Source organism: Enterobacter sp. C4G1, from assembly GCF_052886895.1.
Genome location: NZ_JBQVVV010000002.1, coordinates 1,614,698 through 1,640,179 on the forward strand (window position 1 = coordinate 1,614,698; position 25,482 = coordinate 1,640,179).

A 25,482-nucleotide genomic window follows, 5' to 3' on the forward strand; every position below is an offset into this window, starting at 1 on the left:
ATTCAGGGTCACATTATTATTCAGATGCATTCTGCTTTATTTCAGCATAGCGAGCGGTTAATTGTTTGAGGTGCATCTCCAGTTGAGTCCTGGCAGCCACAGGTAAAGGTGCCCCAGCAGGATTTTCTGACAATACCCGTAATTGTTCTTCAGCCGGTAAGGATTTATTAAAAGATTGCATGGCGTAAAAAACAACTGACTTCAGCTCGCTGACAGTCATGTATTTCCCTTTCTGCTCATCAAGCCCGTTAAGCCTGTCGCTCAGTTTTCGTAACGTTGTCATTCCCTCATACCAGCCATTCAGATTTTCTGTGGGGATACTTGCAGCATTCATCTGTCGTAGCCACTGCTGTGCCAGAGGTTTAGCTTGTTCTGGCCACAACGCCTGAGCCTGCTCCAGGAGTTGTCGACTCAAAACTATATTCCAGTCAGGAGGCAATTTATCCAGCCGGTCAAGCTGCTGCTGTGTTTGTGTTATCACTGTGTGTGATGACGGAGATTGCTGGCGCAACACATCCAGCTGTTCAGGCTCGAGAGTGACAGGTAAAGGAGCCAGAGATGCTGCAAACTGAGTGTGTAGCGAGTCAGGGCGGTGAAGATGCTGCCAAACCGATATCGCTGCTGTGCTTATCACCAGCATGGTACACATCCCGGATGCGAAAGATTTCCACTTATTAGCCGGAGTGGGCATAGCCGCCAGTACGTCCACATTTGACTGGTGTTCCATCTGTGCAACATACACCCACTTCACTGTGGCACTATTCTCTTCAGATGAGGTACCACTCGCTGTTGGTGTGGCACTATTCATCATTGTGGCAGGCAATACGACATCAGACTTAACGCTCATCCCGGAGCTGAGAGTGCCATCACTGTTTTCCAGCCTGATAGCATTGTTGTGCATCAGGGTACGCAGCGTATCGAGCTGGCTCAGATGCTTAAGCTCCAGACGCTGCAATACCGCCCCCAGACAGGTAAGCAATTGCTCTGCCTGATAAAGCTGGCTGAGGTTACTAAAATTCAATGGAAACATACGCATTAGTTGCTGCAAACGCTGACTCAGACTACTGAGGATTTCCATTCGGGCATGGACAGGCTGCGGCCAAAGCGCGTCCCACTGATGGCTTATCAGAGCCTCCACTATCGCCATACCTTCATTGAGACCGAATAATCCGGCCAGTTGTGTACGAGCCAACGTATACCAGGCCGCTGTCTGTAGCTCTACTCCATTCTGTTCAAACAGTGAGAGGCAGAGTTTTTCCACATGACCCCAGTTAACATCCGGGCGTGCCGGATGGTTCAGCTTACTCAGTTCATCGCGCAGGGCTACATAATCCGGTAGCGTGCGCGGGTCACCACCGGTTTTGATTTTACGTGTGGGGATGTCATTCATGACCAGGTATCCATCTGACGTGTCTGAAGCTATGGGAGACTATCGTTTATGCTGCTTCGCTTTCTGCATCTTCAATCTGGCCTCCGTAAGCCACTCGTCCATCCGCTCCTGCTGCTGCACCATTCGCAGGACAAATCCTGCAATTTCAATCCGATGCTAACCTCCAGGTGAAAACGAAGCAGGTTGTCTGGACCGCAATTTTTAAGGGTCTGTAATTTTACAGGCATGGTGTTCCATGACTTATATACGGGTTGTTGTGTCAAGATATTGTTGTTGCTTGAGATGTCTCAACAGAACCCGACCTTCAGGCATAAACTCAGTGCCGTAGCGCACCTGACCAATACCTTTGAGTTCAGCGTCGATGGCATATTGCAACTCGCCAGGAACTTTCTGTTCCAGCAGGACAACGGTTATCTTTTTCAGGCGTGGCTCATATCTGAGTAGTACGGCGGATAATGTCCCCATCAGCTCATGCGCTGTACCCGGCATCCCCTGGAGTATTTTAGTCATATCAGGCAGACCGTAGTCCGGCAGGTGCGCCAGTGTGCCGGCGCGACAGTTAAGAATGCGCTGCATGTTGTCGAGTACAGAGAGGATGACTTGATTTTCTTCACTGACCTGATGCAAATCCAACCCACCGGTAAAGTTGCCGAAGAGAGTCTCATACAACGACGGACGGGATGATTCATTCATTTTTCAGCACCCTCAGGGTCAGCTGGTTGTTTTTCGCTTCGATGACGCGGGCTTTATCCGGATCGAGGTCGTCACGGCTCAGCACTATCCGCCAGGTGTTATTCACCTGATCCGGCGATATAAACATGCCGGCCACAGCAACATACTGCACGTTCTCCTCCATCGGCATATCGACCATCACCGCCCCGCCGGGCTGCAGGCGGATGTCTTTTTCCGCCACCAGATCAGCCTGAATAGCCTGGCTGTCTGCCTTAAACAATGATGGATAGTCTGTACTGTCGAAGGTTTTGCGGTCCTTGAACTGGTAAATACGCACAACGGTGGACAGCGCTACCCCACTGGCATTGTGGTTCACTGCTTCACGGGCACGAATGTCGAGATGCAGGGTTTTCACTTGCTTATAAAATATCGATTTGGTGACGGCGACGGTGCCGTCTGTGACGCTCTGGGTCAGCCCACAGCCTGCCAGTATCAGTGCAATACCTGCGGCCAGTGCAACATGGGGAAATTTACCAGCGGTAATCGCCATCTTCATCGGTCTCCCTACGGTGAATATTTTCCTGTACACGCTCATAGCGGCCAAGATTGATGGTTATTGTTTTGGTGTATGAGGTGGTGTTTGCCACACTCAGCGGTCGCATCACAGCGGTTCGCCCCAACTGCACCGCACCTGCTTTGGGCTTAGCATTCATCGTCGCGTCGGGAAGCAGGCTGCGGTCGACACACAGCTGCAGGCGAACATCAAGGCGCGAGCCAAGATACACGTGCAAGAGTGCCATTAAATCCGTATGCAGCACCCCGCCTGGGAGCCAGCCCTGTACTTCAGACAGATTTGAGGTGGTAAGACGCATCAGCACCTGACTGTTCACATCAGTGGCATAGTTCCCCATCACCGGGCGATTTGTCAGGGTGACAGGATGGCTGACACTCATGGTCAGGGGCTTCTTCAGCGGAACACGGCGTTTGTCATGGTTCCAGATTTTTGCCTGCGTATTAGGTGCAAGCAGGCGGACCAGGGATGTCATGCCTTCGGCAGTGCGTCCTGGCAGCAACATCACCGGCAGCAGCGCCAGAAAGCGTGAAGCCGGTGCTGCGATAGTGTCCGTACAACCATCTATTCCGAGTCCTGCCAGCCCCAGCAGATACTGCGAGGTTTTATCCTTACCTCCGTCTTCAAAAGTCGCCGGATATGAGTATTTACGCCAGATACGATAGTACTGGGCAATCAGCCTATGGTTGAAGATATCGAGAAAATCGGTGGTGGCTTCGCACCCTTCGCGGCGCTGTGTAATGTCATCGATATAGTGCGTTGGCAGTGGCGACTCCACGCCGTAAAGCCCCATAAAGGTGATCCGAACCGTTGGCGGTAGGTGTGAATGCTCCGCAAGCTCCACCCCTTTGATTTCGGATACCGGGAAACCCATCCCTGGATGTGGCCGGAAACGCACCGGCTCCTCTCGAACCTGCCAGGTGCTGCCCGTTGCCGGTTTATCCGGCTGGCTCTGCTCCAGTAACTGGCAGAAGCGATAAAAGTTAATGTATGGCAGCTGATTGCCCAGCTGCGCTATCAGCCGGGCAGGCGCGGACTGTGGTTCTCTTTCCACCTGATGCATTTTCCTTCTGGCTGAATGATGAGGGTAAGTTGGTTGAACTGGTTCATGTCGGCATAGAGCGCGAAGAAGCGATTGAGCATTTCGCCGAACAAGTGAATATCGCCTTCCCCCGTAAACCCGTTGCTGTCCAGGGTCACTTCAATATCGAGACCGCGCAGCAGGAAGCCCTGCTCGAACCGCTGCAAGCGATGGTGTTTCACATGCTGAATCGCCTCCAGGCGGCGAGCATTCAATTCATCCTCTTGCCAGTTATATAGCGCAAGCGTCCCACGCAGCACTTCGGCGGTGCTCATCATGTTCAGAAACCCTGACCCCAAATGGCTTAGCACCCGCCAGTGGAAACGGTCTTCCGCAGGTGGATAGACTGGTAGCGTGGGTTTACAGAGGTTGCGCACCGAGAGTTGCGTATCTACCACCTGCTCACAGCGGTCGAGCAAGGTACTTTGCAGTGCCCTGCGCGGCAGTTGGCCGTTGGTACCCGTAATTTGCAGCGACACAGCTTCACGGTCGAAGAGCCGGTCATCTTCCCACTGGTGGCCGCCCAGGATAAGCCAGGTGTCATACAACCCGGTAACACCACGCTTAACGCGAGTGTGGTAGTAACGGGGTGGCGCATGGCGGCGCATCATCCCGCCTTTATGGCGAAAACTGCTAAAAGGTACATATTCTGCGTCATTAGTCCGGTTTGAGCCGGTGACAGAATCAACGGCGTAAATTTCGGTGTGCCCGTCCTGCAGTCGCTTAGGGTGCAGCAGGTACTCGCTTTCAAGCCCCGTAATGGTGAGCGGGTCAGCTTCCAGGGTGAACAGGTTAATCACCGGTACGCAATGGAGGCGAACGGCATCATCGGTGACCGGCAGGTCTGATGGCCACGGTGTACTGAACACCACTTCAATGTCGAAGTACTCTGCCCCGGCAGGCGGCGTAATGCCGTCCAGGCCGTTGAGGTGGACAAACATAAACTTGTCGCGGAAGGTGAAGTACTCCAGCAGCAACTGGTAACCACTGAAGGCGGTATCGCCCTTCGGCCACAGCCCGTCTTCTTCCGCAAATCCACCCGGCGAGAAGTACCCGTCGAGGCGAATACGGTCAGTCTGCCCGGGCAGTCGCATATACAGTGCCGACTGCCGCCTGGTCAGCATCAGATGCAGTTGGCTGCTGACGGGCGCATCCGCGCCGAGATAGAGACTCAGGTGACTGAGGTCAGCATGGGACCAGTCCGTCTGGGTGCTGCAGGCAAAACGCATCCGCAGCAGCGAGCGCCCGTCAGGCTCCGTGGTCATGGTTACCCCTGAAATATTCAGCGGGTTGAGCATCACATCGCGGGTTGTGCGGTAACGGCAGACCGTGTTTTTCGGCCCCACCGGGCGGGAGTACACTTCCAGACCCACAGGCATCACTTCAGCCATTTTAACGGCCTGAAGCGCAGGCGTGAACGCTACCACCGAGAGTGACGGAATGGTACGCAGATAATGGGGCCAGAGCATGCTGACCAGCCCTTCGGTGAACTCAGGCAGGTCGTCGTCTATCTTTTCGCGTAGCCGCCCCATAGAGAAAGCAAAGCCTTCAAACAGGCGTTCGACATAGGGATCGGGTGTACCGGCCTTATCCAGATCCAGCATCGCAGCCCGATCCGGGTGGGTCTGGGCGAATTCTTTGGCGGCTTCACGGAGGTAGCGCATTTCCGCGTCGTAATAACGCAGGGTCAAATCTTCCATTTATTCATTTTCCTGTGGCTCTAACCGCAGAGTACGGCGGCACGGGCGGGGTCAACGGCAATCAATCCAGCCAGTAACTGGTCCATTACTGGCGTCAGGCGGGCTTTATCGGCCTCACTACGACCGGCTTTCAATCTGAGGAGTTTGAGGTGGCGAGCATGGACTTCAAACAAGAGTTCCGGCTCCCAGTCTGTAAGCGTCACCGTATCGGCACGCTCACCCAGTTCAGCAAACAGGTGCACGGCCAGTTCATTTTTACCGTACTGCTCAGCAATGCGCCCCATCAACAGACGCAACAGCCACTTCTGACGATCGGTGGTCATACCCGGCCGGGTCTGTAACCAGCCCAGCGCCGCATCTGGACCCTCACTGTCGGCCAGTGCCACGGCTTCAGGCTCCAGCGCCAAAATGTCATTGTTGCCATCGGACAACTGTGCAGAAGACGTGTCATTGCCCCACTCGCCTGTACTATCCAGCACGCTCTGCTGGATCCAGTTCAGCGTCACTTCATCCGCAAACGGCGTACCGTCGCTGAACGCCAGCGTCTCGAGCCCAGAAAGACGGATTAGTAGTCCTTTCAGGTCAGCGGCAATAATATCGGCTAACGTGATCTGTCCGGACTTTGTCAGCGCCTGATGGATATACCATTGCAAATCCAGCCACAGATGATTGGCACCACGGGAAAAGGTGCTATCCGCCGTCTCCAGCATTTCAGCCCAGTTCTGCTGCAGGTAGAGACGTTTGAGTAACGCGCGTTGATCCGCCCTTGGCGGCTCGATGCGTGTACGCCCCTGAGCATCCGGGGCCGGGATGGCCCGCAGGGTGTCGTGACGCAGGCTCTTCATCAGATGGTGTGCTGACAGCCAACCATCTGGCTGCTCGCGCAGGTATTCGGTGAGGGTGCGGGCCTGAGCCAGCAAATCCTGACCCGAAGTAATTCGCCCGATTAACGGCGCATCGCTGTGACTCGCCGGAAGAGGTGTTTCACCTGAACTGGCGTTCTGCGGTACCACCGCATCCACACCTCCCGCTTTCTGCAGACGACTTTCCAGCGCACTGTACAGCGCATTGAGTTCGGGACGGGTTTCATCCGGCTCATTCTCAATAAGCTGTGATATCAGCAGCAGCGCACCAGTGGTTCGCATCGCATCGATCCTGACCACTTCCGGGTACAGAGAAAGCGAGTCAGTCATACGCGCTCCTGCCAGCCATTCCAGTGCAGCCTTACGGCTGCGGTCACGCTGTGGATGCAGCTGTGTGCCAAAGCGCTCCAGCAGACCGGCCAGCAACTCGAGTCCTTCGGCCAGCCCCTGCTCACCTTCGCCGTGCAGCTTCGCCCAGCAGTAGTAGGTCGCCGCACGGATATCTTTGGCGGTCGTGGTCAGCAGCTTCTCTGCCAGCCGGCAGATGAGTTCAGTATCCGCGCCGGAAAGTTTGTTGACTTCCTCGCGCATCTGCTGGAAGTCATCGTCATAGCCTGGGTCTTCGCCAGCGGGCGATTGCCCGGACAGCGGCTGGAGCCAGCTGTCCCACTGCGCCACACGCTCACGGGTTGCTACAAGTAATGGTTCCTGTTCTGTCTGGCAGGCACTGAGTAAGGCATTGAGCGTGCTCATCAGTAGACCTCCTCTGCATCACTGTTCGCACTGGCGACCTGGTCCGACGGTGAGATACCGGTGGTGCTGAAGATGGTTTCCGGCAGACGTAAATTACGCAGTTTCAGCAGCGCCAGAGGACCCTCGCCAGATTCGGTACGCAGGGTGTAATTAAGTGTGCGGCCGTCCTGCGCCTTCCAGCTCAGGCTGTAGCTGCTTCCCACGCCTGGGTAGGCACTGACGGCGGCCTTATCGAGCAGCCGGATCCAGCCCCAGGCACCGGGAATATCGGCGTACTGGCGCGTACCCGCCTGCGTGCTAATCCAGCTCAGATTTGCACCCGGAGCTTCAGTATCCGCAGGCCAGCTAAAGCGTTTCCACGCAGGGAGTTGGTTCACATAGGTCAGTTTTTGGCTATCGATAATCATGTCTGTCTGCATCACGCCATCAGCAGTGCCCGGACGCAGCTCGAAGTTCATGCCAGCATTGCCTTCGGTGAAGGCCACATCCGAGATATGACTCAAAGTGTTGATGGCATTGAGAAACGCCGGGTTAAACGCGAGGCCCTGCGAGTTGATGCTGTCTGGCACCCAGTGATTGCCCTCTTTATGCAGTACGCCTTTGAGGCGGGTTTGCAGGAACTGCGCGATACGCCCGGAATCTGCGTTAAGATATTTGGCCAGCAGCGGCAGGGAAACATCACTGCTGGAATTATTGAACGGATAACGGCCACCAAAGGCACTGTTCCACTCGGCAACCACCGCCTGCTGCCACTGAGCATTGAGGCTGTCGGCCGCCGGGGTCAGTACCTGCTGCCAGGCCTGTTCCATCGGGTTCACAAAGACCGTACGGCCAAAGCCGCTCCACTCCTGCCCCAGACCGGCGGCAATCAGGCTGCCGTAGTCGCGGGTTTCCGTCAGGTCAACCGCTTTGCCCTGGAACACCGTCTGGGCAATGGTCTGGGTCATCGCCTGCGGGTCGGCAGCATTAGTCACCTGCTGCAGACGCAGGCGCACCTGCGTTACACGGGTAAGGTATGACTGCAGACTTTGCTCCTGCGCACCGGTACGATTCTTGTCCATCAGTGCCAGAACCGGACCAAAGGTTGCATCCAGCGGACCGTGAACGCCGGCACTCTGGTCAATGGCATCCTTGTTGTCATCACCGAGCAGTTTTTTGGCTGATTTCACCAGGGAGTCTGAAATCGCCTCGCCAGTCTGCCCGGTTCGCCCCTGCACGTTCAGGGTGTTCATTAGCGCCACCAGAGGTGACTGACGCACATCGGCCATCAGGGTCAACTGGTCAATGGAATCCGACAGTGTGGCGGCCTGGTTCCAGCGCATGCTGTTGAGAAATGTCAGCCAGGCGCCGCCAAAGTCAGCAAAGTAACGCTCCGTAAGGCGCTTTTTCAGCGCCTCCGGCGAGGTCTCGTCCTGTTTATTTACCTGACGCTTGCTGTCGGTCAGCACCCAGTCGAGCTCGTCCCGGCGTGCTTTCACCACCTTATCGATAGCGGGCTGCACGGCCTGCTCCCAGGCCTGACGGGTAAACATACCTGGCACAATTTCGGTGGTGCTAAACAGGCGGGATGCATCGGTTTCCCCGGTCATATCTTCAAGACGCATATCGACATACAGGTGCGCCACCTGCGAGAGCATCTTCTGGTACTGCGTCGATTCACTGTTACGCACGCCCATCAGGCGGACCAGCAGGGAGCGCGCCTGACTGACCATGTTTTCATCGGCTCGCAGTTTCCACTCAGGATGTGTGACCAGCTGCGCGCCATAGAACGTCAGCAGTGACGGCGCCACGCCCTGCCAGACGGCGTCTTTCACGTCGTCACGTTTTGGCCAGTTGTGCAGCAGCGCCGGGCTGAACCAGGCCACGTCCATATGTTCCGGACGGGCCAGCATCAGCCAGAGTTTGAGCTGGTCATAAGTAGTTTTTGCCATCTGCTCACGCAGCGGGCTGCCCGGCGGCAACGCATTGAAGGCACTGAGCTGAGTCTGCAGATGGTCCGCTGCCGCATCGCGCAGCAGAGGCTGGGCGCTGTCCTGATAGCGCGGCCAGAGTGCCGCCAGCAACGCATTGTTCTGGCTCAGCCCGGCCTGCTCATACCAGGGCACACCGTGATCAGCGCGGTACTTCAGACGGGCAAGGGTTTTCTGGAGTTCAGACAGCGCGTGCAGGCGCTGTTCCAGCGGCTGATTCTGTCGGGCGGCAAGTGCGGCCTGGGCATTAGCCCCATCAATCTGGCTGCGGTTGGTGACATACGCGATGCTCATCCATGCAGCCCAGCCCACCATCGCCAGGGCCACAACCGACGCAAACAGTTTGCGCCATGGAATGCCCGGTTTGCGCGGACGCAGTCCGGCAGGAAGCGTGCGGACAGACTCAGGCAAAACATCCCAGCGTTTATCCATGCCCCAGTGGTGCGTTACGGCACGTTCGGCACCGGCAGAGGGCTGACTGAACACCACACCAGCCAGCGGTAGCGGGCGGTACGGATTAAGCATCACCGCCAGCGGCGCGGTCACGCTTTCCGGCTCACGAATGAGCTGGTCGGCCAACGTCAGCAGGAAGTTATGTTTCACTTCACCGCAGGTCTGCTGCAAACCCTGTGAAGTCAAATCTGGCGTCAGGACGGAGAGTTGCTCTGCCAGCCCTTCGGTACGACAACCGGCAGGCAATAGACAGCCGGTAGCTTGCGTAATGCGCCCTTCCGGCTTACCGGCGCGTGGATGCAAGGACCAGACATACAGCGGAAGCTGCCAGCCAAGCGTTTCCATACGCGCGCTAATGGCATGAGACAGGGAGTCCATGGTGCTTTCTGACGGTACCGGCAGCGGCTGCTCCAGCCCTGGCGCTGAGAGTTGGTCAAAGGCCGAGGTCACCCACACCAGGCCATCCAACGGACGGCGGCGCAGTTTGCGCAGCGCGGTCAGCCAGGCACTGTCTGCCGGCGTATTGAGGTCACCGCCCCACAGCAACAGTGTGCCGCGGTCTTCCTGCCAGAGCTGAACCGTAAGACCTGGAGTCAGTTGCTCCACTTCAGCGGCGGTACCGGTTATCAGCAGGATGCGTGTTTTACGTCCCCAGCAACGGCCGTAGAGGTTACGCATGGCGAGGCGGATGATTTTGACCGTTTCGCTACATTTGTCCAGGTCAGCACGCGATGTATTTTCCTGTCGATGATTTTTCCCCGCTAATTCTCGCAACTGCTGAATAAAGCTCAGAGATATAAACCATTGCCACAAGCGGACAAATAAATCATCACAGAGCAAAATGAATAAACATAGACCGGCAACTGCCAACGAAACCGCCAGCTTTTTCTCGGAAGTACGCAGATGAACAAGGGGATTCTCAGTCCAGATAAGCCCGCCAGCTACAACCGCAATCAGCAGGACGAGTAACCAGGCACTGAGACGTTTTTTCTTTTTCACATCACTATCCTTTGAAAGCATTATGCAGGACGAACAACTGTCATCTGAGTTGTTCGAGCACCAACGAGCAGCCACTGAGTCAATCCCGAACTAACGGCACTTTCACAAGCACAAATCAGAGTGATATTGCCCACTGCAGTCGCTGGCCTGCCAAAAGCATCATCCAGAATCTGCTCTCCTTTTTTTGCAGGTAAATACCCTGACTTATCCATCACCTGAAGAACGGCAGCCAGCGCATCGCTTTTCACCTGCGCACGCCACAAATACCAGGGTAATTCTGTGGTTACTTCTCCCCAATTCGCCACATCCGCAACTGCATCACTAGCATCCTTTACAACAACCGGACGATGTATCCACATTTTCGGCTTGATATGTTGTCGTTCCAGCCAAGCGGGAGAAGCCAATAACAGGGCGGATACAGATTCAGCCTGTCGGTCGCGGGCCAGCAGAAATAAATTAACCTCAATGGAAAGGAACAGCGTGTCATCCTGCCTGTCGAGCCATTCATCAATCCACATTAATCCATCACTTTCAGTACTGACGTTAATCTCACTAACAGCATATGAATCAGGAATAATGCTTCGCCAGGCAGTGATAATCTGCTCATCATTCAGCACACCATCATGATTAAGGCGAACGACGAGCTTCCCGGTAAATTGTGTAAGTTCGGTGTGTAACTGCCTGATGACACTACCTAAAACAGCTTCGAGCCGTGACTGATGTTCTACTTCATTAGAGCTTATTAATACCGGAGAGAGCGAAGCCGAAGTCACTACAGACTGAAGGGCTTGAGAATAGTGCGACTGAAGCGCATTCGCTCCCTGTAAAAGCGCAGCAGCGAGTTTGTTGCTGGCAACGGGTGTGGTGTAACTTATCCCGAGTACGCCAAGGGCTTGTCGACCCAGTGAAACCTGTTCGTCATGCTGCGTTTGATGTAAATGGTTCCACCACATTACGCGATCGCGTTCGTTCTCATAGTGCCGTAACCTGGCAATATAGGCAGCCAGCCCCGCAGAGAACGGTATGAGAAGCGTACAGAACCAGAACCAAGTGGAATGTGTGGTCAATCCCTTTGGCCAAAGCGAAAGTACCAGCACTGCTCCCACAATCACAATCAGAGCAATCACGAGAAACCAACGAGATCTGTCAGGTGGAACAGGTAATGGCTCTGCCTTAGGGATCTGTTTGAGATCAACTGGCATGATTAGCGTTTTCCGGCATGAGGTAATGAAGAAATCAATGTGCAGCCGCAACCACAGTGGTGGCCATGCAGTGCAATTGGTTTGCCATTAATTTTTGAACCTTCATCACCCTCTGCAATAAATGTTTGACCATGCTCAGGGCAGGTTACTTTATCCATCAGACAAGCGACCTCTAACCCCATAAATATCACACCGGAGCTTCCTTCAATTACAGTGCCGCCGTGGGTCGTTTTATCATTAATGCGAATTACACCCTGCATAATCATTCCTTTAATCCAGATAACACATAGCCACAAGTAACACCATCGCTATAAAGATAAGTAAAAGAAAAGGGGAACCATATTTATCCACCATATTTTCAAGCTCCCAACCTGAGTTATTGATAATACCAAATACAGGGTTCTTTATATCTGACGTACTAAACTTATAATAATACTGCTCTCCAATAGTGCCATCCGTTTTTATCCTCCAGGATTTTCCAAAATTAAATTCTTTACGACCACCCCATTGAACTTTTTTTAAAACCCACTCTCTCTGTGCTTAGCTCAGTTTCAATATCGATTGATTTTTCTCTGTAACTCACTCGATTCTTTGCTTCATTAAAGAGCAGTGTCAGTTCGTATTGCTTCTTCAGGCCACCAACTCCGAATAACTCGATCCATTTCGCATCCACAATCTTCCATGAAGCAATTAGTTTATCTCCTTGCTCAATTACAGAAAACGGAATGTCGCTATCCTGATTCAATTCCATAAGCCGAGATTTTAATTGCGAGAGAGGAATCGGTCGTTCACAATTCATATGACATCCTGTCATAACTAATTTAAATATCCAAAACAATTATTGATAACATATTAATAAAAAACAACCACCATCAAATGTGTTAAAAAATAAAACGAAAATTATTTATTTATCTCCGCAGAATTTACCACACAACGTGCCGTTTGACTGGATGGGATACTGTCTTTCGGTACACGAGGAGAACGAAAGGTTCGTCCTACTGTAGAACCCGTTATTCCGTTATAGCTGTTTAAAGATCTCATTACTTTCTGATACCCCTTTCCATCATGTTTGAATTCAGGTTTTTCAGGTCCCTGAGGGTCTTTGTAAGGTGAGTTATTATAATAATCAGGATCATACCAGTCGTTGACCCATTCGAAACCGTTTCCGGCCATGTCATAGATCCCTATAGAGTTAGGGGGATAAATATCTCCTGGCACACTTGATAATTCTTCTAGATGCGTACCATTTTTTCTCGCAAACAATTTTCGATCATAACTGGTACTTATGTTAATACCACGTTCTTTTCCTCCGCCGTGAAATTCAATTTCAGCTTTACCTGTATTGGTAGGTAAAACTATAAATTGTCCGCGACTTCTGGCGGCGTACTCCCACTGCGCTTCGGTTGGCAAGGAGAATGGAAGGCCCGTCATTTTCCCAAGCCAGGCACAATAATCCGCCGCCTCATACCAGTCAATTCTGGCGGGCGTATCGGGGGTGCTGTTATATTCTGCCCATTTATCCTTTAGTGAATCGCGAACATCTCTTACAGGCCGGTGATGGTAATCCAGAAACAGATGATAATCCCGGTTGCTGATTTTGAACTTGCTCATTGAGTAACTGGTCAGTTCCACCATATGCAGGGGTTTGCTGTCCGGATAAGGATCAATCTGAGCACCATATAACTTCTCGCCAAAGTCCCCCATTTCAAAATCACCGCCTTCGATATAAACCAGGTTTGCTTTTATATTTTTAATAAAATCATTTAATTCAGACTGACTAATCTTTTTATCATTGTTAGATGATTCCGGTTTATCACAAGCAGTTAACAACAACACAGTCATTATTATGATAAGTAACTTATTCATAGATATCATTCCTCAGGCCAGAGCCTGATTATCAGACAGTAGACCAAATTCTCCCATCCGGGGATATAACGGGTTAGTGCCCTGCGCCAGTTTATAATCGTAGGTATTGTTCATTGCAAGAGCATAGCCCAACGCGACCTGATCACGAATGCGGGACTTAATGATGTCCAGATCATCATCACGGTTGAGTCCTTCCAAAAAAAGACCTTAGTTATTGACGATAATCGGAGCATTAACAACACACCTTGCAGTCATATCCCCCAGAAAGTAATCATCTTCTGTAATTCTTGGATGTCTGAAAGATCTGTCCACAACAGAACCGACAATTCCGTTATAGCGATCAGAGGAGCGAACAACTTTTTGGTACCCATCGTCTTTATATTTATAGGTCGGATGAGTAGGCCCTTGGGGATTCTTTGATGGGGAATTTTTGTAATAATCTGGATCGTACCAGTCTTTGACCCATTCATAACCATTCGCAGACATATCATATACTCCTAGCGGGTTCGGAGGGAAATTATCACCTGGCAAATTTGACGCGGAGCGAAGAATAGTTTTTACTTTCTTTGAGTACGATTCCCTGTCAAAACCAGTAGCTATATTTATACCTTTATCCTTTCCTCCGATACCATGTTCAATCTCCGCTTTTCCTGTATTTGTCGCTACACTAATAAATTTCCCACGGCTTCTTGCAGCATATTCCCATTGAGCTTCGGTAGGTAAGGAAAATGGTTTTTTGGTAATTTCACCTAACCAATTGCAATAACTTTCCGCTTCATACCAATCTATATGTGCGGGCGTATTTGGTGTTACATTTAAGTCATCGTACCATTTTTGTAAACTTTTTTTGACCGCCCGTCTCTTTAAGTTATTACTGGTTAGATAAAAATCATACTCTTTATTTGTGATTTTAAACTTACTTATTAAAAATCTACTCAATTCAATTGAGTGCAAAGGCTTGCTATCAGAATCAGGATCTATTTGCTCACCAAAGTCCCCCATTTTAAAATCACCGCCGTCTACATAAACCAGGTTTGATTCTATATTTTTAATAAAATCATTTAATTCTGACTGGCTAACACTTTTATCATCTTTCGATGATTCCGGTTTATCACAAGCAGTTAACAACAACACAGAAATTATTATGATAAGTAACTTATTCATAGATATCATTCCTCAGACAAGAGCCTGATTATCAGAGAGTGGACCAAATTCACCCATCAGGGGATATAACGGGTTAATGCCCTGCGCCAGTTTATAATCGTAGGTATTGTTCATTGCCAGAGCATAGCCCCACGCGACCTGATCAAGAATGCGGAACTTAATGATGTCCAGATCATCATCACGGTTCAGGCCTTCCTGTAAAAATGTCTGAAGCTCAGATTCCTTGCATGTTAATATGGCTTCTTCACTCATAGGGGGTGACAATATCAAGTCTTCTCCATCACTAGAGCAGTGCGTCATCACTTTGATCCATTCACTTTTTGTCTGAATGCTGGACAGGATATATACGTGTTGAAATGTTTTGAGCATGCATTAATTCATACAATTATTTTCTCTCTTCAGAAAACAAATGTTTTTTATGACGGCTTTAGCTTTCATTTCATCTTTATCAATGCCATACCCACCATTTTTATATATAGTTAGTAGCATTTTTTGATGTTTTATTGCATCTCCATCAACCATTTTCAATTTTTGAAGGGGAACATTAAGTAATTTTTCCGCCATCTGATAATTTTTATTTACCCCTCCCTCTCCTTCAAATATCAATTCGCCTAAACGAAGGCAAGGTGTAGATGGAGTACCTGCATTATTGCCACACGCTTTTTGATACCACTTTGCAGCAATTACTTTATCAACAGCAACACCATGACCATCCCGATAAATATCTCCCAAATCAATTTCGGCCATAAGCGAAGAATTCACTTGAGCAGAAGATGACCGTTCAAAATATTCTCTGGCGAGAGTGTAATTCCTTTTCGCTCCTTGCCCGGAATAATACATTGACCCTATGAAATAAAGAGTGTTCATGTCACCTCCTTTTAATCTCTCTTGTAATGAATCCATAACTGATAACGGTTTTCTATAACTTTCTATCTTTTCATTTAAGGATGCAATATCATTAGGTGAGTGAGAGGCTCTATTTGCCATTACGTAAGCAAGAATTCCCAATTGATTAATTGCTTCATTATTTCCTAGGTCAGCAGATTTTATCAGCCAATACTCAGCCTTCTTGTAATCCGGACTAACAATTTCACCTGATAAATATATTTTACCCAATAATAGTTGTGATTTAGCATTTCCTTTCTCGGCTTGAGTGGTGATGCGCTGGATATAACCATTTTCTTTATTGGACTGTTTCCAGCCGAAAAAAAACACAAGCATGAATAAGGCTAACACAATAGTTAATGTTTTTTTTGCATTGATTTTCATTTTTTACTCCAAGAGATATAATTATCTTTTATATATAATTAATCAGGTAAGTGATTGATTATTAGATAATGGACCAAACTCTCCCATCCGGGGATATAACGGGTTAGTGCCCTGCGCCAGTTTATAATTGTAGGTATTGTTCATTGCCAGAGCATAGCCCCACGCGACCTGATCACGAACACGGGACTTAATGATGTCCAGATCATCATCACGGTTCATGCCTTCCTGTAAAAATGTCCGAAGCTCAGATTCCTGCCAGACTACCAGTGCGTCCTCGCTCATCGGATGCGACAACGCCAGATCCATTCCATCCTTCGAACTGTGGGTCATCACTTTTATCCATTCACGTCTTGTCTGGACACTGGATAATATATTGATAATGGCTTTCTTGCGGTCGTGATAAATATCTGGAATGATACCATCACCGCGATTGTCAAGATCCATGTGATCCCAGAAATCGTGGCGGGTAAGCAAATACAATAGGTTCCCCTTCGCTTCGGGTGTGAAATTCAATAGTTTTTCAGGTCTGGTGTTTAATTCTTTTGCAAGTTGGTTTCGCTTTGAAGATGCATTGATTCCATCCGTCGTGTCTTTCTGGAATGTATCAAATATACCGCTAATAGTGGTGACCGCTGTACCAGCTTTATCAAGCGCTTGAATAACCTTTTCTTTCATATCTGAGAGAAGCATGACACATATTTTGTTATACGCGTTAAATGCATATTCATCAATCATTTCAAAGAAATGATAATCCAGCCCATATAGCTGATAGGCCAGCCAGGCACCGAAATCGGCCAGCTTTTCGTAACCCACCTCGCACAAAAACGCCCCTCTGGCCCCGAGACCACAACACAGGCTGGCGGCGATTTTAAAGCAAAACTTACCGTTCAGGAATGTACAATAGAAGGTTGCCCCTCCCCCCAGGCCTGCCATACCGGTAATGCTGGAGCCTATGGAACAAAAATCAACGTATTCAGCGGCAGCTTTTGCCTCCTCTCCCAGTTTTCCCTGGTACGCTGTCGCGGCAACAGGCTGTAACCACTGAACACCGCCCTTCAGACCAGCTTCTGCTTTCGCCCCCCCAAACAGTTCAGCGCTACTGGTTATACCTTCATCGCCTTCCTCCATCTTCTGGTGGAATGTCCTCCCGGAAACACGACGCTCATTAAAACGGGGAAGTGTATTATCTGGATCTCGTTTTCCCATCAGAATTTGCTTTGCACCGATGGTGGTGACCTGTAACTGACTTTCTATCTGCGCTGAAGCACCGACAAAACCAATAAGTTCGGATTCTAAATAAAGGCGAAGCATTCCCATATTCAGAATATCAGCACCTTCAGGTGTGTACGCCAGCGGCCAGCCCACGCGGTCAGGAAGGTAATAGGTTGCACTGGCGGAACCTTGTGCAATAACAAGAACAGCGGAAGCCTCTCCTTTTATCGATAACTTTCCATCTTTGGCATCCCATTCTCCGCTGGCACCAGCATTGGCAGAAAAGCGCATGAATTGTGCACCGGCAGAAACGTCAATGTGGTTACCAATTTCTTTCCCGTCAACAATCAGGCTGTTATTCCAGCAATCCGCCCAGTCCGTCAGCGTTTTATCGATTTCTCCGATATCTTCTTTATCCAGACTGAATAACTCAACGCTGGTATCAGGTTTGGGGAGTTCGGCTTTCGTGAGTTGTTCTTTAAGTTTTTTGGTATCAATACCTTTTCGGTTACCATTTTTATCATAAACAAAAAAGCTTTCGGCAGCAGAAGCTTTGTCTTTTGCCTTGAGTGATACGGTATGTTTCTGTCCGGCCCCCAACTGATCGTAGTATCCCTTTTTTACGTACACATACTTACTGCCAGAACCTGAGCGCCGCCCGTGTTTATTCTTTGTGATAACAGGTATCAATTCGACAACAGATTCATAGCCTGCAGGAGTGAAGTCTCCCAGTTTCTCCCGCAGAGCCGCTTTTTTCTCATCCAGAATTTTTTGCTGCGTTGTTGCACTGTTCTCAAGCTCAAATTCTGCAGCATTTTCGGAAGGGGTACTGAATGCATTACCGTAATTTTCAACAGCTGAAGAGTAGTTTTTACCAGCCTCATGCACATCATTCACTGCTGTCAGTAACTCCCCCCAGTGGCGATCAAAATCATCACAAGCTTCTTCAGCAAGGATTATCAGCTCTTCAGTGTCCGGTCGGAAATAAACAGTGGCAGAGGCGTGGTATGCATCCACTGAATTGCCATCTTGCTTACTCAGCGTATTTTTCGCGACAGGTATATTTTGTCCGTTCAATTTTCAGTCCCTTTACTCAAAAAACAGATTAAATGAGTCTGGATCGAGTCCATAATGCGATTGCGTTATGCCATTTTCGTTCGTTACACCCCTGATAATTTTTCCATCAGCAGTTTCGATGCGATAAGGCACATAAGGCTTAGGCTGTTTCGTGGACTTATCCAGCACCCTGAAACAACCGTTCATAGAGTTATGATATTCCTGATCGCTCACTGATGGCGGAGAAAGTGCCTGCTCCAGTGAAGCACTTCCTCCCCACAGAATATTTGTGCTTTTCAGGTCTATTTTGCCAGGAGCTCCAATTTCTACCATACCGTCTTTAATTTTAAGGTAAGCCCCACCTTTGCTTGTCAAGGTGATCCCATTGGCCGCATTCAGTACAATCTCCCCATCCACACTGTTTATGGTCATCGCTTTACTGGACTGCAAACGCATCTCATCGGTCTGAGCCTGAATATCGACCATGCCTCTTGCGGCAAATATTTTCATTCCCATCTTTTGCGCAAACAGACTTATCGCTTCGCCAGCGGCAACCGTCAACCGTTTGAAAATTGTCATATCGACATTTTCACCGGCGGTGGCGGTAAGTGAATGACCTGCCGACAACTGAATATTCTGCGGGGTCGTGGCCGCAATGCCAGCAGGAGCAGTCATCAGCAAACCGGCCTCTTTGAGTTGATTCAGCGTCTGAGCCAGTTGCTGCTGTGACTCCATATCGGCGTCCAGGGCCCCAGATGTGCCGGCGCTTTGGGCAAGCGCAGTAACCAACTGCAATGCGCTTTGTAACTGGGCGACTGCCGCACTCACATCAAGCATTTCGCCTTGAGCTTTTGGTTGATTATCCGCGCTGATAAGTACCCCCGCACCGCCACGAATGGCGACATGTCGGTCGGTGCGCAGCTCCGCTCCCTCGCCACGAAGGGCCCTGGAAACATTGACGTTGTGTCCTAAATTGAGTTGGGTCTTGCCGCCATACTCCGTACTGAGCTTGACGTGCTCTTCGCCGCGCTTGTCCTCCATCCGCAGCTTGTTCAGGCCCGCGGTCCTGACCACGTTACGCGTGCTGTTGGCCTCAGTGACGTGGTCCACGTGGCGGGAGTCGTGCATGGCATGGGCGATATACGGACGATCCGGATCGCCCTCATGGAAGGCAATGGCAACTTCAGTGCCCTGGATCAGCGGGAAGTGGAAGCCGTACTTGTCACCACCGTAAGGCTTAGCAAAACGCACTGGCATGCTTTCCATGCCCTGCTTTTTGTCATCACGGTCGGCATCAAACTTCACCCGGTACATGCCGGATGCATCCTGCCAGGCATAGATATCGTTATCTTTGGCGCTGGTCACTCGGGCCGTCATAGTACCGCTGACCACCGGGCGCTTTTTGGCGGAAGGACGCCAGCAGCGGTTCTCGTAGTACGGCATCCCCTCCCACATTACGATCAAGGCATCTTTGCGACTCGCTATATAGCCCGTGCGGGTAATGATAATACCGTTGTCCGTTTCTGATGGCAGTGTCGGTGGTACCACATGCTCACTGATGGTCAGCACCTGGGCCGGAGAAAGCAGCGCATCATTAGCGCAGCCGCTTATAGTCGTTTGTCCTGACAGAAAACGCTCATGCTCAAGGCGTGCCCAGAAGTTGCCGGTTTCCGCTGAAGGTGTGCCCAGAAGTTGCCGGTTTCCGCTGAAGGTGTGATTTTATCGCCACGTTCAAGATGACGCGGCAGGTAGTGATAAACCTCACCGTAGGTAATACCGTCACCGTCGCCGCGGGTCATATCCGCCGGTACAGAGGCCAGGACATTCTGGGCTTCACGGTGATTGTAATCACTGGCGGTAACATTACGCTCAACCACGTTCTGGCGGACGTTAACCCCCCAGACCGAATCCGCTGCATTATCACTCATTCCCGATGGGCTGCTGAGCGGCAGAGACTTACCGAACGTCCATGCGCTCTGCTTGTCTGCGAAATGTACCACTTCGGTCTGGGTGTCAGGTTGCAGAGTGAAGAAGTAGAAAATCCCCACTTCGGCCAGCAGACGCTCAATGAACGCGAGGTCACTTTCCTTGTACTGGTTGATCTGTTCGCGCTTTGGATAGTCGGCTTTGAGAGTGAACTCATACTCCCAGCCTTTCAGTCCATGCTCCTGAAGTACTTCGGCGACGATTTCCGGTACCGATTTATTGACAAAAAACCGGTGGGTGCGGAATTGCTTGCGCAGCAAAGACAGGAACGGCTCAATAATAATCTGGTACGTCGCCTGGTCACGTGAGCCACTGATAAGCTTAAAATGCGTCACCACACCATGTACCACTTTCTGCCCGGTTAGCCCCATCAATGGCCCGGTTTCCATGGTCAGCGTGGCAGGTTTGGTCAACAGTTGCGCCGAACTGATATTCTGATCGCTGCTGGTAAAGATAACTTCGTAGTAGTAGAGCTCACTCATGAACTCCTTACCGTTAAACTCTTCCACGTCCAGTGAAGCTGTGCAGGACGGAATATCCAGACGGTAGCGGTTAAGTCCGCCTTCAGTTAGCGCAGACAGGGTGTTCTTAAGCGTATCTGTCAGACTCATGATTATTGACTCCATGGGATAACCTGCAGTCCATGACTTTCTTGCCGACGGGCAAGTAACAGGTTCAATCAGGGGTACTCAGCGAGTACGAAAAAGAGTGATTGCAGCGCCAGCCCCAAGAGCGCAGGCAAGGGTTTTAACCAGCAACACTGTCATTTCAAAATTGTTCATGCCGTATTCGCCGTCGCCACTAATGGAGATAAAGCGCTTTACGAATGTGTAAAAACACGTATCCGGAAGAAACAGCACTCCCGCCACCACTAAAGTTAAAAAGATAAAAACGTTCATGACTTTATACCGGGACACTATTCAGAAACTTCAATTGAGCCATAAGGCCTTAATATTTCTAGATCTGTCAGTGGAAAATTATATACCTGGCCTTGACTCAACCCGACACCAACAACAAATTTCCTTGGTTCATCGACTTTTCCGACAGACACCAGGACAAAGTCAACGATGTATTTCTTATTGTTTTCGAATTTATAAAGTGATGGGGGTATACATAGTTGGCCTGATTTTATTAAAAGTGGCGGATTATCAACAAATGCTTGATTCTTAGGCGGCGTACCTCTTGGATTAATCGAAATGATTGCGGGTTGATAATCCTGTGCATTCGCAATATGGAAGCAAACATTAGCCCCAATTAAATTAACCTGCGTCGTTTCATCAAGCTGAAGCCGATCCCCCTGACCAGGGCACCCCGTCAGCAGAAAAATGAAGGACAAGGTTAATCCCCTAAAAGAAAGAGAGCTATATCTTTTAATCACCATGGAAACCCTCTTAACGCCTCTTTATAATGTTGCCGGATAGCACTTTCTGAAATATCACCATCCAGAGTGACGTCATTTGATCTTCGTAATGTAATCCATGCTTTATAACCATGCGCCTGCAAGGTGAAATTATCGGCAATTATCTGCGCCTGCTGTTCCATTGGATAATCGCTTAACAGACGACCATCAAGGGTGTAGCGGTAGCTGACCCACCAACTCACCAGACCTCTACCGATGACGTTCATTCCCCTGGCACGTTGCCAGACATGGCTCATCTCATGAATGAAGAGGTGCTGAAGGTCATCCAGCGTCTGAGAAAAATCCGCTCTGTATAACGTGGTACGAAAATACAGTTCACCATTAGGTGTCATTGCCACATTCTCGTTCTGCAATCCAAATGGCAGATAACTGCCATGATGAATTTTAACCTTCTCGTAATCGATCCGGTTGCCAAATACCGTTCTGGCTAAGGCTACTTCCCCGGTGGTCAGTTTTCTGACGGAATCATCGTCCTGCTTCTTGTCGTCCTTCTTTTTCTTCTTGCTGGCATCATGAATGGTCATTCCCTGCCTCCGGATTAGCGTTCAGTCGCGCCTGAAAATTCAAGCCCAATCCCTTCTTCATCACTCCACCCCAGCGTCAGTAAAGTCGGTTTCTGTTTCGCCACCATGTACGTTAAAAGCTGCTGACTCAGCACCGGTAGAATCTGCTGATTGAGCAGACTGTCAACGTTACGCGCACCGGTATCCGGCAGCAGGCAGGCAGAAGTGATAGCGTCATACAGGCTCTCATCAATCTGCGTGGTCAAACCGTAGTGACGGTTCAGACGCTTGCTGACCTGTGACAGCTTCATTTCCGCGATGGTACGCATGGCTGCTTCTGCCAGCGGGCGGTAAATCACGGTCTGGAAGCGGGCCAGCAGCGCCGGCTGGAAGTGGTCGCGCAATATCGGGCGCAGCAGCTCGTGCAGGTCGCCTTCGGTGGCCTCCGGCTGTTCATCGAGCAGTTGCATCAGGTGGTCACTACCGAGGTTCGAGGTCATCAGAATAACGGTGTTACGGAAGTCGATTTCACGCCCCTCTCCGTCGCGCATAAAGCCACGGTCGAACACCTGGTAGAACAGGTTCATCACGTCGCGGTGCGCCTTTTCCACTTCATCGAGCAGCACCACGCTGTACGGACGCTTGCGCACCGCTTCGGTGAGGATACCGCCCTGGCCATAACCGACGTAACCCGGAGGTGAACCTTTCAGTTGGGAAACGGTGTGCGGCTCCTGGTATTCGGACAGGTTAATGGTAATCAGCGATTTTTCACCGCCATACATCACATCGGCCAGCGCCAGCGCGGTTTCGGTCTTACCGACGCCGCTCGGACCTACCAGCAGGAACACACCCTGTGGACCGTTCTCTGACGTCAGTCCGGTCTTCGCCGCGCGCAGGCGCTGAGCGATAGCCTCAAGGGAAATATCCTGACCGACCACGCGTTTGCCGATTTCGTTTTCCAGGGTCAGCAGTTCGGTCTGCTCGTCTTTCATCAGGGAAGAGAGCGGCACGCCGGTCCAGTCGGCAATCACGTTGGCGACGGTCCGGGTATCGACATCCACCTGAACCAGCACGTCGCCCTGCTGCGCCTGTTCGAGCTGCTGTTGCAGGTCGGAAATTTCAGCCTGCTGACTGATATCCTGGCGGCTGGCCATCAGCTGCTGTGCCAGTGCCTTTTCGTGGCTGAAACGCGCTTCCTGCTCCTCAATACGTGCTTCCAGTTCAGTCCGCTGTTGCTCAATGGCAGCCAGGCGGTCACCATGGCGGTTACTGCCGGCGGCGATATCTTCCAGCAGCGCCTGCTCTTCCAGCTCCAGCGCGGTCAGCTGTGCTTTCAGGCGCACAATTTGCTCAGGCACCGTGTCGAGGCTCATGCGCACGCGGGCCGCGGCGGTGTCGAGCAGGTCAACGGCCTTGTCCGGCAGCTGACGGTCCGTCAGGTAGCGACGGGACAGCGTGACGGCAGCGCGAACCGCGTCATCGGTGATATGCACGTTATGGTGTTCGGCGTAGCGGGATTTGAGGCCACGCAGTATCAGGCAGGCGGTGTCGTCGTCCGGCTCGTCGACTTTCACCATCTGGAAGCGGCGCTCCAGCGCGGCATCGCGTTCAAAATATTGTTTGTATTCGGACCAGGTGGTGGCGGCGATGGTGCGCAGTTCGCCGCGCGCCAGCGCCGGTTTCAGCAGGTTGGCCGCATCGGCCCCGCCCGCCTGGTTACCCGCGCCGATGATGGTGTGCGCTTCGTCGATAAACAGCAAAATCGGCACCGGCGACTGCTGCACCGCATCAATCACATTTTTCAGACGCTGTTCGAATTCCCCTTTCACGCCTGCGCCCGCCTGCAACAGGCCCAGGTCGAGGGTACGCAATACCACTGGCTTAAGAGATTCGGGTACGTTGCCTTCGGCAATACGCAGTGCCAGGCCTTCGACCAGTGCCGTTTTGCCGACACCGGGTTCGCCCACCAGAATCGGGTTGTTCTTGCGACGACGCGAGAGGATATCCACCATCTGACGAATTTCGGTATCACGACCAAATACCGGGTCGATTTTGCCCTCTTTCGCTTTGGCGGTGACGTCGAGGGTGAATTTATCCAGCGCGTTCTGCAGGGCTGGGTTGAGTTCACCGTCCTTCAACTCTGCGCCAACCGGACGGCCCACAAACGCCACCTCATCGCCGCGGCTCTGCGCCAGTTCTGCTTCCTGCTGCATGTCCGGGCGTTCGTCCGACTGTGCGTCCAGCAGCGGGCGTAGTCGGGAAAGCTGACTCATCCCGAGCGTCAGCAGTGGCCACAGACCGTCGCAGTGAGCAAGTCGTGGGTTTTCCGTCAGCGCCATCAGTAGGTGAACACTTCGAATGTGCTCTTCTCCTGCCAGCGAGGCCAACATCCAGGATTCCTGCATCAGTTTCTGGATATCGGCGGATAACTGTGGGCGACTGCGTACCGAGCGCGGCTGTTTATCCAGCCAGCCCAGCAAATCCTGCCAGATAGCATCCATGTCCCATTCGTAGCGACGAGCGAGCACCGTCAGGTCACCTTCGCCCTGCTCCAGCAGTTTCAGCAGCCAGTGCTCCGGCAGAATTTCCGCATGGGCGCGGGTCTGACAGAGCGAGGCCGCCCCTTCCATCGCACGGGCACAGTAAGGGTTCAGACGTCGCAGCAGGATGGCTGGATTTTCCATGAGGTTCTCTCTTTGTCGGTTCCTGGACACGCTACCGCCCCTCACTGTTTCCCGTGAAGGAGACCAAAGCGCATACGGTCGGCTGGCAGATTGTGGGTTCTTTGCTGAAAGCCCGCGCGGGCAGACGTTCAGCAAAGACAAAAAAGCGGGCAGAGAAACTCTGCCCGCTCGTGACTTAGGCGGTGGCGCGTTCGTTCCAGGAATCGGAATGAATGATGTTGCCGTCTTTGTAGGTCCAGGTAATTTTTTCGTAACGCAGCTCGATCTGCTCGAGATGGTTATGTTTCTCGAAAGAAGGATCCTTGATGTCATGCATCACTGGATTCACCTTCACCACTTTTACGTTTTCGAGCTTGGTGTTGAAGTATTCAACCTCCTGGCCCGCGTCGTTGATCTTGTACCACTTGAATTCCGCAGACTTGAGGGTCTGACCGGTGGTCACAGCCTTGTACAGGTACGGGCTGGACGAGTCGATTTCCTTGGTGAACAGGAACGGGGTGTGGATACGGGTACCGGTCAGCTTGCCGGTGTTATTGTCGGTCGGGATGTACAGGTTATGCTCCTGCGCCACCACTTCGATGCTGCCTTCACGATCCTGAACGTCCACAGAACCTTTAATGTCCGCGCCGCCGTCGTCTTTCAGCCAAAGATAAACAGGAATTGCCATG

At 51.2% G+C, this 25,482-nt stretch carries 21 protein-coding genes and 1 pseudogene; all 22 read right to left on the reverse strand.

The window, feature by feature from the left end:
• Positions 1-16: 16 nt before the first annotated feature.
• Positions 17-1,390: a VasL domain-containing protein gene (locus tag ACT9TW_RS21565; RefSeq protein WP_446493646.1), complete on the reverse strand. Its 1,374-nt coding sequence runs from the start codon at positions 1,388-1,390 to the stop codon at positions 17-19.
• A 240-nt stretch (positions 1,391-1,630) separates the two neighbouring features.
• Entirely contained in the window at positions 1,631-2,083 is a 453-nt protein-coding gene (gene tssE / locus ACT9TW_RS21570; RefSeq protein ID WP_446493647.1) for a type VI secretion system baseplate subunit TssE, read from the reverse strand.
• Positions 2,076-2,612: a type VI secretion system lipoprotein TssJ gene (gene tssJ / locus ACT9TW_RS21575; RefSeq protein ID WP_446493648.1), complete on the reverse strand. Its 537-nt coding sequence runs from the start codon at positions 2,610-2,612 to the stop codon at positions 2,076-2,078. The genes tssE and tssJ overlap by 8 nt, the downstream gene beginning before the upstream one ends.
• Positions 2,593-3,696, reverse strand: a complete 1,104-nt coding sequence (tssG, locus tag ACT9TW_RS21580) for a type VI secretion system baseplate subunit TssG (RefSeq protein WP_446493649.1) — start codon at positions 3,694-3,696, stop codon at positions 2,593-2,595. Before tssG ends, tssJ begins: the two co-directional genes overlap by 20 nt.
• On the reverse strand, positions 3,651-5,414 hold the full coding sequence (tssF, locus tag ACT9TW_RS21585) for a type VI secretion system baseplate subunit TssF (protein ID WP_446493650.1): 1,764 nt from the start codon (positions 5,412-5,414) through the stop codon (positions 3,651-3,653). Before tssF ends, tssG begins: the two co-directional genes overlap by 46 nt.
• 20 nt (positions 5,415-5,434) lie before the next feature.
• On the reverse strand, positions 5,435-7,030 hold the full coding sequence (tssA, locus tag ACT9TW_RS21590) for a type VI secretion system protein TssA (RefSeq protein WP_446493651.1): 1,596 nt from the start codon (positions 7,028-7,030) through the stop codon (positions 5,435-5,437).
• Positions 7,030-10,452 (reverse strand): ImcF-related family protein, encoded by a 3,423-nt coding sequence (locus tag ACT9TW_RS21595; protein ID WP_446493652.1) that lies wholly within the window; start codon positions 10,450-10,452, stop codon positions 7,030-7,032. Before ACT9TW_RS21595 ends, tssA begins: the two co-directional genes overlap by 1 nt.
• Positions 10,453-10,472: 20 nt before the next feature.
• Positions 10,473-11,654, reverse strand: a complete 1,182-nt coding sequence (locus tag ACT9TW_RS21600; RefSeq protein ID WP_446493653.1) for a hypothetical protein — start codon at positions 11,652-11,654, stop codon at positions 10,473-10,475.
• Positions 11,655-11,656: 2 nt separating this feature from the next.
• Positions 11,657-11,914 (reverse strand): PAAR domain-containing protein, encoded by a 258-nt coding sequence (locus tag ACT9TW_RS21605; protein ID WP_446493654.1) that lies wholly within the window; start codon positions 11,912-11,914, stop codon positions 11,657-11,659.
• 233 nt (positions 11,915-12,147) lie between these two features.
• Positions 12,148-12,453, reverse strand: coding sequence for a hypothetical protein (locus ACT9TW_RS21610; RefSeq protein ID WP_446493655.1), 306 nt, complete (start codon positions 12,451-12,453; stop codon positions 12,148-12,150).
• A gap of 101 nt (positions 12,454-12,554) precedes the next feature.
• Positions 12,555-13,520 carry a formylglycine-generating enzyme family protein gene (locus tag ACT9TW_RS21615; protein ID WP_446493656.1) on the reverse strand — a complete coding sequence of 322 codons (966 nt, stop codon included), beginning with the start codon at positions 13,518-13,520 and terminating at the stop codon, positions 12,555-12,557.
• A 12-nt stretch (positions 13,521-13,532) separates the two neighbouring features.
• Complete coding sequence (locus ACT9TW_RS21620) at positions 13,533-13,718, reverse strand: hypothetical protein (protein ID WP_446493657.1); 186 nt, start codon at positions 13,716-13,718, stop codon at positions 13,533-13,535.
• A 9-nt stretch (positions 13,719-13,727) separates the two neighbouring features.
• Positions 13,728-14,684 carry a formylglycine-generating enzyme family protein gene (locus tag ACT9TW_RS21625; protein ID WP_446493658.1) on the reverse strand — a complete coding sequence of 319 codons (957 nt, stop codon included), beginning with the start codon at positions 14,682-14,684 and terminating at the stop codon, positions 13,728-13,730.
• 12 nt (positions 14,685-14,696) lie between these two features.
• A complete protein-coding gene (locus ACT9TW_RS21630) occupies positions 14,697-15,053 on the reverse strand; it encodes a hypothetical protein (RefSeq protein ID WP_446493659.1) in 357 nt (118 codons plus the stop codon).
• Positions 15,054-15,056: 3 nt separating this feature from the next.
• Entirely contained in the window at positions 15,057-15,953 is an 897-nt protein-coding gene (locus tag ACT9TW_RS21635) for a tetratricopeptide repeat protein (protein WP_446493660.1), read from the reverse strand.
• A gap of 42 nt (positions 15,954-15,995) precedes the next feature.
• Complete coding sequence (locus ACT9TW_RS21640) at positions 15,996-18,242, reverse strand: ATPase (protein WP_446493661.1); 2,247 nt, start codon at positions 18,240-18,242, stop codon at positions 15,996-15,998.
• A 12-nt stretch (positions 18,243-18,254) separates the two neighbouring features.
• A pseudogene (locus ACT9TW_RS21645) lies at positions 18,255-20,818 on the reverse strand (type VI secretion system Vgr family protein).
• A gap of 78 nt (positions 20,819-20,896) precedes the next feature.
• Positions 20,897-21,106, reverse strand: a complete 210-nt coding sequence (locus ACT9TW_RS21650; RefSeq protein ID WP_315686328.1) for a hypothetical protein — start codon at positions 21,104-21,106, stop codon at positions 20,897-20,899.
• Between the two features lie 17 nt (positions 21,107-21,123).
• Positions 21,124-21,588: a putative T6SS immunity periplasmic lipoprotein gene (locus ACT9TW_RS21655; protein ID WP_315686330.1), complete on the reverse strand. Its 465-nt coding sequence runs from the start codon at positions 21,586-21,588 to the stop codon at positions 21,124-21,126.
• A complete protein-coding gene (locus ACT9TW_RS21660; RefSeq protein ID WP_446493662.1) occupies positions 21,582-22,151 on the reverse strand; it encodes a type IV secretion protein Rhs in 570 nt (189 codons plus the stop codon). Before ACT9TW_RS21660 ends, ACT9TW_RS21655 begins: the two co-directional genes overlap by 7 nt.
• Positions 22,152-22,165: 14 nt before the next feature.
• Positions 22,166-24,814, reverse strand: coding sequence for a type VI secretion system ATPase TssH (gene tssH / locus ACT9TW_RS21665; protein ID WP_446493663.1), 2,649 nt, complete (start codon positions 24,812-24,814; stop codon positions 22,166-22,168).
• Between the two features lie 175 nt (positions 24,815-24,989).
• Positions 24,990-25,481, reverse strand: a complete 492-nt coding sequence (gene hcp / locus ACT9TW_RS21670) for a type VI secretion system effector Hcp (protein ID WP_001007319.1) — start codon at positions 25,479-25,481, stop codon at positions 24,990-24,992.
• Between the last annotated feature and the right edge of the window lies 1 nt (position 25,482).